This is a genomic window from Pseudomonas sp. M30-35 (assembly GCF_002163625.1).
Taxonomy (GTDB): Bacteria; Pseudomonadota; Gammaproteobacteria; order Pseudomonadales; family Pseudomonadaceae; genus Aquipseudomonas.
In genome coordinates this window covers 1,309,899-1,322,875 of the sequence record NZ_CP020892.1, presented here as the reverse complement: position 1 = coordinate 1,322,875, position 12,977 = coordinate 1,309,899, and the positions used below count along the sequence as shown (strand labels likewise).

Annotated in this window: 15 protein-coding genes; 5 read left to right on the top strand and 10 right to left on the bottom strand. The window is 53.7% G+C overall.

The features are described 5' to 3' along the window. Nucleotides 1-100 precede the first annotated feature (100 nt). A complete protein-coding gene (locus tag B9K09_RS06185; RefSeq protein WP_087515986.1) occupies nt 101-280 on the top strand; it encodes a PA3496 family putative envelope integrity protein in 180 nt (59 codons plus the stop codon). Nucleotides 281-434: 154 nt separating this feature from the next. Here B9K09_RS06185 and B9K09_RS06180 read toward each other — a convergent pair whose 3' ends face one another. From B9K09_RS06180 to B9K09_RS06160, 5 genes are all read right to left on the bottom strand, one after another. Then, on the bottom strand, nt 435-1,568 hold the full coding sequence (locus B9K09_RS06180) for an aminotransferase class V-fold PLP-dependent enzyme (protein ID WP_087515985.1): 1,134 nt from the start codon (nt 1,566-1,568) through the stop codon (nt 435-437). A 266-nt stretch (nt 1,569-1,834) separates the two neighbouring features. Beyond that, nucleotides 1,835-2,227, bottom strand: a complete 393-nt coding sequence (gene gloA / locus B9K09_RS06175) for a lactoylglutathione lyase (RefSeq protein ID WP_087515984.1) — start codon at nt 2,225-2,227, stop codon at nt 1,835-1,837. Between the two features lie 155 nt (nt 2,228-2,382). Further along, complete coding sequence (locus tag B9K09_RS06170) at nt 2,383-2,673, bottom strand: hypothetical protein (protein ID WP_087515983.1); 291 nt, start codon at nt 2,671-2,673, stop codon at nt 2,383-2,385. A gap of 179 nt (nt 2,674-2,852) precedes the next feature. Continuing rightward, the gene (locus B9K09_RS06165; RefSeq protein ID WP_087515982.1) at nt 2,853-4,070 is read right to left on the bottom strand and encodes an argininosuccinate synthase; all 1,218 of its coding nucleotides are present in this window, start codon (nt 4,068-4,070) and stop codon (nt 2,853-2,855) included. Nucleotides 4,071-4,201: 131 nt separating this feature from the next. Further along, nucleotides 4,202-5,161, bottom strand: coding sequence for an OmpA family protein (locus B9K09_RS06160; RefSeq protein ID WP_371917436.1), 960 nt, complete (start codon nt 5,159-5,161; stop codon nt 4,202-4,204). Nucleotides 5,162-5,313: 152 nt separating this feature from the next. On the opposite strand from B9K09_RS06160, the gene pyrC reads away from it, so the two are divergent. Together pyrC and rnt are read left to right on the top strand one after the other, a co-directional pair. Further along, nucleotides 5,314-6,360 (top strand): dihydroorotase, encoded by a 1,047-nt coding sequence (pyrC, locus tag B9K09_RS06155; RefSeq protein WP_087515981.1) that lies wholly within the window; start codon nt 5,314-5,316, stop codon nt 6,358-6,360. Continuing rightward, the gene (gene rnt / locus B9K09_RS06150; protein ID WP_087515980.1) at nt 6,357-7,031 is read left to right on the top strand and encodes a ribonuclease T; all 675 of its coding nucleotides are present in this window, start codon (nt 6,357-6,359) and stop codon (nt 7,029-7,031) included. The genes pyrC and rnt overlap by 4 nt, the downstream gene beginning before the upstream one ends. A gap of 286 nt (nt 7,032-7,317) precedes the next feature. On the opposite strand, the gene B9K09_RS06145 is transcribed toward rnt, so the two are convergent. The 3 genes from B9K09_RS06145 to B9K09_RS06135 all read right to left on the bottom strand — a co-directional run bounded on the left by B9K09_RS06145 (nt 7,318) and on the right by B9K09_RS06135 (nt 8,728). Continuing rightward, complete coding sequence (locus B9K09_RS06145; RefSeq protein WP_087515979.1) at nt 7,318-7,611, bottom strand: type II toxin-antitoxin system RelE/ParE family toxin; 294 nt, start codon at nt 7,609-7,611, stop codon at nt 7,318-7,320. Continuing rightward, on the bottom strand, nt 7,599-7,871 hold the full coding sequence (locus B9K09_RS06140) for a CopG family ribbon-helix-helix protein (protein WP_087515978.1): 273 nt from the start codon (nt 7,869-7,871) through the stop codon (nt 7,599-7,601). The genes B9K09_RS06145 and B9K09_RS06140 overlap by 13 nt, the downstream gene beginning before the upstream one ends. A gap of 254 nt (nt 7,872-8,125) precedes the next feature. After that, nucleotides 8,126-8,728 (bottom strand): peroxiredoxin, encoded by a 603-nt coding sequence (locus B9K09_RS06135; RefSeq protein ID WP_010484487.1) that lies wholly within the window; start codon nt 8,726-8,728, stop codon nt 8,126-8,128. Between the two features lie 285 nt (nt 8,729-9,013). Here B9K09_RS06135 and B9K09_RS06130 point away from each other — a divergent pair, with 285 nt between their 5' ends. Both B9K09_RS06130 and bfr read left to right on the top strand, forming a co-directional pair. Further along, nucleotides 9,014-9,232 (top strand): bacterioferritin-associated ferredoxin, encoded by a 219-nt coding sequence (locus B9K09_RS06130; protein ID WP_087515977.1) that lies wholly within the window; start codon nt 9,014-9,016, stop codon nt 9,230-9,232. A gap of 220 nt (nt 9,233-9,452) precedes the next feature. After that, nucleotides 9,453-9,923 (top strand): bacterioferritin, encoded by a 471-nt coding sequence (bfr, locus tag B9K09_RS06125; protein WP_087515976.1) that lies wholly within the window; start codon nt 9,453-9,455, stop codon nt 9,921-9,923. 220 nt (nt 9,924-10,143) lie between these two features. Here the strand turns inward: bfr and grxD are convergent, their stop codons facing one another. Then, entirely contained in the window at nt 10,144-10,470 is a 327-nt protein-coding gene (grxD, locus tag B9K09_RS06120; RefSeq protein ID WP_087515975.1) for a Grx4 family monothiol glutaredoxin, read from the bottom strand. A 144-nt stretch (nt 10,471-10,614) separates the two neighbouring features. Continuing rightward, complete coding sequence (locus B9K09_RS06115; protein WP_087515974.1) at nt 10,615-12,723, bottom strand: molybdopterin oxidoreductase family protein; 2,109 nt, start codon at nt 12,721-12,723, stop codon at nt 10,615-10,617. Nucleotides 12,724-12,977: the final 254 nt, after the last annotated feature.

The following is a 12,977-nucleotide window of genomic DNA, read 5'->3' as shown; positions in this document are numbered from 1 at the left end:
GTGACTTTTCTATCCACCTGATTGAAAAAATCTTTTTTACCCGGTTCGATTTTGCCGCTATAAGGTGCGCAAATGGCTTATACAGCCGGGAGTGGAAGATATGAGCACTGACAAAGAAGACCTAGACATCGACGACGACTTTGCCGCAGACGATAGCGATGACGGTGATGCTCCGGTTGAGGTGGCGAAAACCAACCTGACCAAACGCCGTATCATTGATAATTTTCTCGACGAACGCCGCCTGAACAAACAGCTGTCTGAATACGATTTCGATTTGTAAGCACTGCCCTGCGCAGCAGCCTGCCCTGCACAATAGCCAGCAGCGGGCCTGATTGAACAGGTTGAAACGCAATAGCGCGGTCCCAGACCAGCGCTATTGCATTGTTTTGAACTGCACTGTTTTGAACTGCATCGTTTTGAAGTGCAGCGAGCCATTACTTAGACGTCACCTTATCCAAGGCATCTGCCAAAGTAGCTACCGTACGCTCAACGTTATTCAACTTATCCAGACCAAACAGCCCCAGGCGGAAGGTTTGGAAATCTGCAGGTTCATCGCACATCAGCGGCACGCCAGCAGCAATCTGCAAGCCTTGTGCAGCAAACTTCTTACCGCTTTTGATATCCGCATCGTCGGTGTAGCAAACCACCACACCCGGCGCTTCAAAGCCTGGTGCAGCAACACTTCTAAAACCCTTCTCGGTTAGCAACGCGCGGACTTTATCGCCAAGCTCTTGCTGCTCAGTGCGCACCACGTCAAAACCATATTGCTCGGTCTCTTTCATCACATCGCGAAAACGCACCAGCGAGTCGCTTGGCATGGTCGCATGATAAGCGTGACCACCCTGCTCGTAAGCACTCATGATTTGCAGCCACTTCTTCAAATCACAAGCAAAGCTGCTGCTTTCGGTGCTTTCAATCCGTTCACGGGCCAACTCACTGAACATCACCAACGCACAGCACGGAGAGCCACTCCAGCCCTTCTGTGGAGCGCTGATCAGGATATCCACAGCATTGGCCTGCATATCAACCCACAAGGTGCCTGAGGCGATGCAGTCGAGCACAAAGATACCGCCTACCGCATGCACAGCATCGCCAATTGCACGCATGTAAGCGTCTGGCAGAATGATTCCTGAAGATGTTTCAACGTGCGGTGCAAACACTACGTCAGGCTTTTCCTGATGAATCGCAGCAACCACTTCTTCAATCGGCGCAGGCGCAAACGCCGCTTGGGGCTCAGTGCTGACCGGACGCGCTTTTAGCACAGTGCTGTGCGCGGCGATCTTGCCCATCTCGAGAATCTGCGTCCAACGGTAGCTAAACCAGCCGTTACGCACGATCAGGCACTTCTTATCACCGGCAAACTGACGCGCAACCGCCTCCATGCCGAAGGTGCCACTGCCTGGAACCACAGCCACAGCGTGAGCGTTGTACACCTGTTTGAGGGTGCGCGAAATATCGTTCATGACCAGTTGGAAGGACTGTGACATGTGATTCAGCGAACGGTCGGTGTAGACCACCGAATATTCAAGCAGACCTTCTGGATCAACAGCTGAGACTGGATTATGCATGCGGATACCTTGTAAACAGTGGCAGTGAAATGCGGTAGACGCCAGGCAAACTGAAGCGGCCTGGCATTCTAGCCGTGCTAGCAAACGAAGGAACCTCTGAAAAACTACTGCGCTAGGGATTACTGGGGCAAGCCCGTGCTGCGTTAAAAAACTGCTCAAAATGCTCATTTACAACACGTAAAGTCAAGCGCGACCCCGGTCGTTTTTCGCATTTTTTTGCCTTGTACTCCCGTCGCTCGCTACCTTTTTCAGAGAGTTCCTAAGAGTCAGTCGTTACGCGATGGCGACAACAGTTCGATCTTATAACCATCCGGATCTTCGACAAACGCGAGAATACTGGTGCCGTGCATCATCGGCCCCGGCTCGCGGGTGATTTTTCCGCCGCGTGAACGAATGTCATCGCAGGCCTTGTAAACGTCTTCGACCTCCAAGGCGATGTGGCCGTAGCCGTTGCCGAGGTCGTAGCTTTCGGTGCCCCAGTTCTGGGTGAGTTCAAGCACCGAGTTATGCGCCTCATCACCGTAGCCAACAAAAGCCAGAGTGAATTTCCCATCCGGGTAATCTTTGCGGCGCAGCAGGGTCATGCCCAGCACTTCAGTGTAAAAAGCGATGGACTTATCCATATCGCCAACGCGTAGCATGGTATGCAACAAGCGCATGATAAAGGCTCCATAGAGTCGTTATGGCAAATGCAAAAGGCCACATCAGTGGCCTTATTAATGAAGGCCTATTGTGAGCGTCCTAACGGAATCTGACCAGTCTTGCGGCTGACCAGATGCCTAAATGCCCGAACTGTATGAGTGAAAAAGCTGCTCTAAAACGCTTTTTTGATCGCTTTTCGACCTAGATCGTCAGCCGCATCGCTGGCCTTATCTTTTTTGCCGGAGACGCTGTCTTTTGCGTCATCGACTTTATCCTTTTTGTCGTCCAGGCCCATGCTGTCAGAGGCGACATCTTTAGCATCGCAGCGGCCACCCACGCCTACTGTGGCTTTCATGGCTGCGCTTTTAGCCGCTTTTTCAGGCGTGCAATCCGGATCGATAACGCCAGCCTGAAGGTTCAAGCAAAACAGACCGAGGCACAGACCAACTAATAATTTAGACATGAGCACTACTCCTTCGTAGGGCGAACAACGCGAAGCTTGTCCGCCATGGTTCAAACTCCTAAACCCTCACAGATGAGCCAATTGCTCGCCTGCTCGCGCCGACCAATGGCGCATAAAAAAACCTCATACAGACAAGTCTGTATGAGGTTTTATGGAAGCTATCAAACAGCTTCTTTAGCTTAGATCAGTTTGCGGCCCTTGTTGGCGGCGATGCGCATGCGCAAAGCGTTCAACTTGATAAAGCCGGCAGCATCTTGCTGATTGTAAGCGCCGCCATCTTCTTCGAAGGTGGCGATGTTGGCATCGAACAGCGAGTCGTCAGACTTGCGACCGACAATGATTACATTGCCTTTGTACAGCTTCATGCGGACCACACCATTAACGTTAGCCTGCGAAGCATCAATCATCTGCTGCAGCATGGTGCGCTCAGGGCTCCACCAGAAACCGTTGTAGATCAGGCTAGCGTATTTCGGCATCAACTCGTCTTTGAGGTGAGCGACTTCGCGGTCCAGGGTGATCGACTCAATGGCGCGGTGGCCCTTGAGCATAATAGTGCCGCCTGGGGTTTCGTAGCAGCCGCGTGACTTCATGCCGACGAAGCGGTTCTCGACGATGTCGAGACGACCAATGCCGTTCTCGCCACCAATGCGGTTCAGCTCGGCCAGAACAGTCGCAGGCGTCATCTCTTTACCGTCGATGGCAACGATATCGCCTGCGCGGTAAGTCAGTTCGAGGTAGGTCGGGGTGTCCGGCGCCAGCTCTGGCGACTTGGTCCAACGCCACATGTCTTCTTCATGCTCGGTCCAGGTATCTTCCAGCACGCCGCCTTCATAGGAGATGTGCAGCAAGTTGGCATCCATCGAGTACGGCGACTTCTTCTTACCGTGACGCTCGATTGGAATGGCATGCTTTTCAGCGTAATCCATCAATTTCTCGCGGGACATCAAGTCCCACTCACGCCACGGGGCAATTACTTTAACGCCTGGCTTAAGTGCATACGCGCCCAGCTCGAAACGAACCTGGTCGTTGCCTTTACCGGTAGCACCGTGGGAAATGGCATCAGCGCCAGTTTCGTTGGCAATCTCGATCAAGCGCTTGGCAATCAGCGGACGCGCGATCGACGTACCAAGCAGGTACTCGCCTTCGTAAACAGTGTTGGCACGGAACATCGGGAAGACGAAATCGCGAACGAACTCTTCGCGCAGGTCATCGATGTAGATTTCTTTAACGCCCATGGCCTGAGCTTTAGCGCGAGCTGGCTCGACTTCTTCGCCTTGACCGAGGTCAGCAGTGAAAGTCACCACTTCACAGTTATAAGTATCTTGCAGCCACTTGAGGATCACTGACGTGTCCAGGCCACCGGAATATGCCAGGACTACCTTGTTTACATCGGCCATGCCATGAACTCCATGGGGTTGTGCGGAAAGCCGACCATTCTACTGACCCTGGCGGCCAATTTACAGAGGCGCGACAGCTTAAGACGACGAGGCGACAAATTGTTTAATCGATGCGACCGAAAAAACCCCGGTCAAGAGGTCGCGGCGGGATCTGCGGGTGCAGTGGATTTAGGCGCGGGAGCCGGTTCATCCGGGGCTTTTTCCGCGGCTTGCTCGGGGACTTTATCCAAGGTAATCGACACGCGGCGGTTCTTCGCCCGATTAGCCGGGCTATTGTTCGGCACTATTGGGTAACGTTCGCCGTGAAAACGCAGGGTGATCTGATCGGCAGGCACGCCGTGCGCTTCCAGGTAACTCATGACCGCCATTGCCCTACGCCGCGACAAGTCGCGATTGGTCAAACGACTGCCACTGTTATCAGAATGGCCCTCAACCAGAACGCGGTTTACCGCAGGATCAGACTTAAGAAAATCCAACAATATCTGCAGCTTGGCCTCAGCCATTGGATCGAGATCAACCCCACCGTTAGGGAAACCGACGCGGCTTTGCTTAACCTGATCGAAGTTGACGGGCAAAAGCTTGGCAGTGCAGGCCAAATAATCGCTGTAGGCTTGCTTGAACTTGACCGGTAACAGGCGCACCTCAACGCGATCGCCACCTTGAATCCTGAGGTGCTGCACCAGCGGGCTACGACCGTCCAGCAGGCCCGCCAATAAACGCCCGGCTTGAACCTGGGAACTGTTGAAAGGCGTGCTGCTGTCGTTAACCCCGACACGACCCAGATTGATATCTGAGCGCCCCGGTTGCCACGGTGCGGCCGCCGCGAGCAAGGTTGCCGAGCCGGTGCTCAACCAACGGCCCTGCGTTTGCAGACGGAAAGTGGCTTGTTCACCGGCCTTTCTGACGAACTCACCGACGCCAAAATCAGCCACTGGCTGCGACAGGCGACACTCGAATTTGTCGCCCTCGACCTTCCACTCAACATTCTCCAGACGCGTCTGAAAACTAATGCCCCACGCAGGCAGACTCGCACTCAAACCAATGAGCAGGCACAGCGGGGAAATCGGTAGTAGGCGCACGGTGGGCTCCACACGTAATCACGGGTTTGCCCTTGATATCGGTTGCTCGTGAGAAAACTTAAGGGCGCTGGTCAGTCATATGCCTACTGAGCGCACGCATGGCGTGCTCTGACGGGGGTTTTCCGGTAGGATTCCAGCCACGTTTTACCCGCCTGGAAGCTTCCATGATCGACCGTCTTACTCTGCTGCGTCCTGATGACTGGCACATTCACCTGCGCGACGGTGGCGTTTTGCCGCATACCGTGACCGACGTTGCGCGTACTTTTGGCCGCGCGATCATCATGCCCAATCTGGTTCCGCCAGTACGCAATACCCACGAAGCTGATGCCTATCGCCAACGCATTCTCAGCGTTCGCCCGGCAGGCAGCCAGTTCGAACCGCTGATGGTGCTGTACCTCACTGACCAGACCAGCCCTGAAGATGTGCGCACCGCCAAAGCCTCGGGCTTTATCCATGCGGCTAAACTGTATCCAGCCGGTGCGACCACCAATTCCGACTCTGGCGTGACCAGTATCGACAAAATATTCGCCACCCTTGAAACCATGGCTGAAGTCGGTTTGCCGCTACTGGTGCATGGCGAAGTGACCCGCAGCGAGATCGATATCTTCGACCGCGAAAAGCAGTTTATCGATGAGCATCTTGGTCGGGTGGTTGAGCGCTTCCCAACCTTGAAAGTGGTGTTCGAGCACATCACCACGCGTGATGCCGTTGAGTTCGTCAAGGCAGCCTCGGCTAACGTTGGCGCGACAATCACCGCTCACCACTTGCTCTATAACCGCAACCATATGTTGGTTGGCGGGATTCGCCCGCATTTTTATTGCCTGCCGATTCTCAAGCGCAACGTACACCAAGAAGCCCTGCTCGATGCCGCGACCAGCGACAGCCGCAAGTTCTTCCTTGGCACCGACTCAGCGCCGCACGCCGTGCACGCTAAAGAATCAGCCTGTGGTTGCGCCGGTTGCTACACCGCGTTCGCCGCTATCGAGCTATACGCCGAGGCGTTCGAACAGCGCAATGCCCTGAATAAACTGGAAGCCTTCGCCAGCCTCAACGGCCCAGACTTCTACGGCTTACCGCGCAATACCGAGACCATTACTCTGGTTCGTGAAGACTGGAATGTGCCGGCCAGCCTGCCTTTCGGCGAGCAAACCGTTATCCCGCTGCGTGCTGGTGAAACCTTGCGCTGGCGCTTGCTGGAGCAAAACGCATGAGCGAAGAACAGTACGAAGACGAACTGGAAAGCAGCGCACCGTCTGGCCCACGCCACCCAATGGCCGCACGGTTTCGTGGCTACTTGCCAGTGGTGGTTGATGTCGAGACCGGCGGTTTCAACAGCGCGACTGACGCCCTGCTGGAAATCGCCGCGACTACGGTTGGCATCGATGAACTGGGTTTTTTGTACCCTGATCACACGCATTTCTTCCGGGTAGAACCCTTTGCGGGCGCTAACATCGAACAAGCAGCGCTGGAGTTCACCGGCATCAAGCTTGATCACCCGCTGCGCATGGCGGTGACCGAAGAACACGCCCTGACTGAGATATTCCGTGGCCTGCGCAAGTCGCTGAAAGCCAATGGTTGCAAACGCGCGATTCTAGTCGGCCACAACAGCAGCTTCGACCTTGGCTTTCTGAATGCTGCGGTTGCCCGTACCGGCCTCAAACGTAACCCGTTCCACCCGTTCTCAAGCTTCGACACCGCAACCCTGGCTGGTCTGGCTTACGGCCAAACCGTTCTAGCCAAAGCCTGCCAAGCGGCGAGCATTGAGTTTGATGGCCGTGAAGCACATTCCGCACGTTACGACACCGAAAAGACCGCAGAGCTGTTCTGCGGCATCGTTAACCGCTGGAAAGAGATGGGCGGCTGGGAAGATTTCAACGACTGAAGCGCCCGCGGTGCACGTACCTGAATATGCTGAACAGGCCTGGCACTAAGCAGTCAGGCAATAAAAAACCGGCCATAAGCCGGTTTTTTATTGCCTGAAATAATCCCATCCCATCCGAAAATCTTCCCGATAGCTTAGCTATTCTAGGGGTTTAAGACATTTCCCTGTCCGATGGTGTTCAACGCCATCTGCAATCTTCCCGCCTGCAGGGGTGGGTTTGTAAGCATTGGAAGCACGCCAACCCAAACACCCAGAATTCCAAGCTCGCCATCACAAGGACTAAAGCTCAGTAACCTACTTCTTTCTGATGCCGAAAGGCAAGCAGATAGACAGCATCATCCACACGCTCATGCCGATAGAGCGCAACATAACCCGAATCACCGAACTCAATGATCAGCTCACGCAGCTCCGGCAGCTCTGGGAGTGGGCGGCCTACTTCCGGGCCTTCTTCCAGTCGAGCGAATTGTTGCTCAATCGCCTGCGCAGCTCGCAGGGCCACCTGCGGGCCTTTCTCGATAAGAAACTGGCGGCAATGCTCCAACCCTTGCGCAGCACCTTCAGTGATAATCAATCGTGGCACTTGGGAAGCCCCACCTCAGCCTCGGTGCCCCAGGTATTGAGCCAGGCCCGAGCCTCTTGGCCGGTCAGATGCCGCCCCGTTTCCTGATACGCGGCCCACGACGCCAAGGCTTCCTGTTTAAAGCCCTCGCGGGCTTCTTCGCGATCGACGTACTGCGCTATCGCTTCGCGCATAATCCAATGCGACGAACGTTGACGCAGACCAGCCAAGTGCTGAATGCGACTTTTCAGCTCGTCATCAATTTTGATAGAAGTGGCCATAGCCGAACCCTCGTTATCTAAAGGTATTACCTTTTGATAAGGTATCAGTCTCCCAGCTCATGTGTCCATACGCTCAGAAGACGGACGACTGCACGCAGAACCAGGACGGGGGACAAGTGGGGGGATTGATCCATGATTAAAAAATAAATTCATATAAATCAATATATTGGATATATAAAAAAACCGGCCATAAGCCGGTTTTTTATTTGCCTCAAGCAACGCTCAGGTGAGCACGCTCACCTGAATGCAAACCCTTACAGGTTGGCAGCGTTCTCAGACAGGTAAGCAGCAACGCCGTCTGGCGATGCAGTCATACCCTTGTCGCCTTTCTTCCAGTTTGCTGGGCAAACTTCGCCGTGCTCTTCGGTGAACTGCAGAGCATCGACCAGACGCAGCAGCTCGTCCATGTTACGGCCCAGTGGCAGGTCGTTAACAATCTGCGAACGAACCACACCATTAAGGTCGATCAGGAACGCGCCACGGAAAGCCACGCCGCCTTCAGACTCAACGTCGTAGGCTTTGCAGATGTCGTGGTTGATGTCAGCAGCCAAGGTGTACTTAACCTGGCCGATGCCGCCCTTGTCGACTGGAGTGTTGCGCCATGCGTTGTGGGTGAAGTGGGAGTCGATGGAAACACCGATCACTTCAACGTTACGCGCCTGGAACTCAGGAATGCGGTGATCCAGAGCAATCAGCTCCGAAGGACATACGAAGGTGAAGTCCAGTGGATAGAAAAATACCAGGCCGTATTTGCCTTTGATCGCAGAAGACAGGCTGAAGCTGTCAACGATTTCGCCTGTACCCAATACAGCTGCGACGTCGAAATCTGGGGCTTTCTTACCTACGAGTACGCTCATTCGAGATCTCCTAAAAAAGTTTGAGTAGTGCGGGTAGCTTAGCGCTGTAACACGACAACGCAATGACACGCCCGCACTGACTGGGTCCACCATCATACACTTCGATTTTAAGCCTCGCCCACCGCTTTTTGACCTGAGGCCTAATCAAGGAACTCATCCAGCGGATGACCGTTCATCAGCGTCTTTGGCTTTAATCGAAAACCGAAGCTGGATGGCTTTGACAAGCATTCTCATTAACATTAGTATCCTTCACAACGAACAGACTATGAGCAGCGAGTCTTAACTATGTATGTATGCCTCTGTGAAGGTGTCACTGACGGTCAGATCCGCGATGCAATCTATGAAGGTTGCTGCAGCTACCGTGAAGTACGTGAAGCCACAGGCGTTGCAAGCCAGTGCGGAAAATGTGCCTGCCTGGCCAAGTCCGTTGTTCGCGATACCCTGACGGAGGCACGTGCGAATCAAAACGCCCTCGCCTATCAGGCGAATTTTGTAGCCGCTTAAATTTTTTTATCGCAGCTAAAATTAGACATATACCAAGCCGGATTTAATATCCGGTTTTTTTATGTCTAAAATTCAATAACTTAATCCCTAAACGCAGAACTTAAACATTCGTATTAAGTTTAATTTTAACTTATGTATCAAACACTTAGGTTTGACAGGCCAAGTTTCTGCGCTCAAAATTTGATCCTTACATTATTTTAAGCACAAGGCAGGCACGCAAATGAAAGGCGACAAGAAAGTCATCCAGCATCTGAACAAGATCCTCGGTAACGAGCTGGTCGCGATCAACCAATATTTCCTGCATGCACGTATGTACGAAGATTGGGGCCTGAAAAAACTTGGCGAGCACGAGTACCACGAATCGATCGACGAAATGAAACACGCTGACAAACTGATCAAGCGTATTCTCTTCCTCGAAGGCCTGCCTAACCTGCAAGACCTCGGCAAGATCCTGATTGGTGAAAACACCAAGGAAATGCTTGAATGTGACCTGAAAATTGAACACAAAGCTCACACCGACCTGAAGGCGGCGATTGCCTACTGCGAAAGCATTGGCGACTTCGCTAGCCGCGAACTGCTTGAAGATATTCTGTGCTCTGAAGAAGAACACATCGACTGGCTCGAGACCCAACTCAGCCTGCTCGAAGCTGTCGGTCTGCAAAACTACTTGCAGTCGCAGATGGACGAATAATTCAAACGCCTGCAGCATCAAAAACGGCAGCCTTGGGCTGCCGTTTTTTATACCGCGAACTGCCGGTGTACCGAGACGACCATCCAATCAATATAGGAAAGTCGATAACCGGCCTGCAACACCTTGCGGAGAATTACGCCTCCCGTGTACAGAGCAATTGGCTTTTGACCAGGCAAAAAAAATCGACGCCTAAGCATCGATTTTTTTGTCTCAGCGAAGCTTACGCCTCGGACTTCTCAACTGCTGCTTTGATCATGGTCTGCAACTCACCATTATCGAACATCTCAGCAATGATATCGCTACCGCCAACTAACTCACCGCCAACCCACAGTTGTGGGAATGTTGGCCAGTTAGCGTACTTCGGCAGGTTGGCGCGAATTTCTGGGTTTTGCAGGATATCGACATAAGCGAACTTTTCGCCACATGCCATAACAACCTGCGAAGCTTTCGACGAGAAGCCACACTGCGGGGCGTTCGGCGAACCTTTCATGTACAGCAGAACAGAGTTGTTAGCGATCTGTTCTTTGATGGTTTCGATGATATCCATTGGGCACCTCAAGACTTGGCTTTACGACTCAAAAGTCGACACGGTTGGCGCTATTGTAGCGAAAAGCCGAGCGTAATGCTCGGCCTCGCCAACAGCAGATAGCATCTGCCCTGAAATAGCTGGCTGCGCGCCGTGAGCAGTGCCTTAAGCGGCTACGACTTCGACCGGCACCCCATTCAACGCGGCATTTCCAGACAACCTGTCGAGTTGTAGCTCATCCGTCAGGTCATTGGCGCTGGCGCCCGGCTGGTTGCTGGCAATCGCCATTTGTACACCCGGTCGCGCGTGCCCCCAACCATGCGGCAGGCTAACGACGCCAGGCATTATTTCATCACTGGCGGCGACTTCAACCTCAATCAGTCCAACCCGCGAGCGCACCCGCACCCGTTGGCCATCGGTCAAACCCCGGCTGGCCATGTCCGTGGAGTGCATCAACAACTGATGGCGCGGCTTGCCTTTAACCAGTCGGTGATAATTGTGCATCCAGGAGTTATTGCTGCGCACATGGCGCCGGCCAATCAACAACAGCTCCCCGCTCGCTGGCACTGGCTGCTGAGCAAAGCGCTGCAAGTCAGCCATGAAAATCTCTGGCGCAGCCTGAACGGCTTTATCAGTCGTTTTGATACGCCCTGCCAGATTAGCTTTCAAAGGCCCCAAATCCAGACCATGTGGATGCTCACCCAGCGCCGCAACACTGAGCTTATGCGTTGAATTGTCGCCATACGCGCCGTGACGCAGGCCCATGTCGATCATCTTGGCTGGCGCCATGGTAGGTTTGAGCGCGGTGCCCATTTTTGCCGAGAACGCTTTCGCCAAACCGACAAAAATCTCCCAGTCATCTAACGCATTGGCAGGTTTATCCAACACTGCCTGGTTAAAACGAGTGACATTGCGCACGGCAAAACTATTGAACGTGGTGTCGTAGTGATCATGCTCCAGCGGCGCAGTGGGCGGCAGGATCAAATCAGCGTAACGCGTGGTTTCATTGATATAAAAGTCGATACTGAGCATAAACTCCAGGCCATCCAACGCCTGCTCCAGCTTGCGCCCATTAGGCGTCGACAGCACTGGGTTACCCGCAACACTGACCAAGGCTCTGACCTGCCCTTCGCCTGCGGTCAGCATCTCTTCAGCCAAGGCCGCCACCGGCAGCTCTCCGCCGTATTCAGGCAAGCCTGACACACGGCTTTGCCAAACATTAAAATGCCCGCCAGAAGTGCTTGCGACCAGATCAACCGCCGGTTCTGTACACAGAGCACCGCCAACTCGATCAAGATTGCCAGTCACCAGGTTTATCAGTTGCACCAGCCATTGGCAGAGCGTGCCAAATGTCTGAGTCGAGACGCCCATACGGCCATAGCACACCGCTTTGTCAGCGGCGGCAAAGTCACGCGCCAGTTGGCGAATGACCTCTGCCGGCACCGCGCAACGCTCACTCATTGCCTCGGCGGTAAAGCCGCTGATGGCCTCACGCACAGACTCCAGCCCTTGCACATTCAGGTGCGTTTCACGCGTCAGGTTTTCTGCGAACAAGGTGTTCAGCAACCCAAACAACAACGCCGCGTCCTGTCCTGGGCGGACAAACACATGTTGATCGGCAATTGCAGCGGTTTCCGTACGCCGCGGATCAATCACCACAAGTTTGCCGCCACGGGCCTTGATTGCCTTTAGCCGTTTCTCGACATCCGGCACGGTCATGATGCTGCCGTTGGAGGCCAGCGGGTTGCCTCCCAGAATCAGCATGAAGTCGGTGTGATCGATGTCCGGAATCGGAATCAACAAACCATGACCGTACATTTGATGACTGGTGAGGTGATGCGGCAACTGGTCAACCGAGGTCGCGGAAAAACGGTTGCGGGTTTTCAGCTGACCGAGAAAGTAGTTGCTGTGCGTCATTAGCCCGTAATTATGTACGCTCGGGTTACCCTGATAAATCGCTACCGCATTGTTGCCGTGACGCGCTTGAATATCGCTTAAACGTTCGGCAACCAAAGCAAAGGCCTCATCCCACTCAATCGCCTGCCATTCATTGCCAGCACGGCGCATGGGCTGACGTATACGGTCCGGGTCATTCTGAATATCTTGCAGTGCGACGGCTTTCGGGCAGATATGGCCGCGACTGAAAGTGTCCTGTGCATCGCCTTTGATCGACAAAATCTGTTGGCTGCCATCAGCGGCACGCTCGGTTTCGATAGTCAGACCACAGATCGCTTCACACAGGTGGCACGCACGATGATGGAGGGTCTTGCTCATAGCTAGCCTCATATTCTTATTAAGGAACCGCTGAAAAACCATTGCGCTGTCTTTTTCAGATGCCCTTTGAGAGTGCATTAGCACGGAATACCAGCAACGACTATGGCGCCCAGTCCGGCATTGCACCAGCAGGGTTCGTCCTGTGAATCGATAGGCATTAGGCCAACCGATTCAGTTAAGGTAGATAGCCTCAGGCAATTGGCCACAGACCAAACCTTGAGTTGGTGGGCAAACCCTGAAACACCAGACAATTT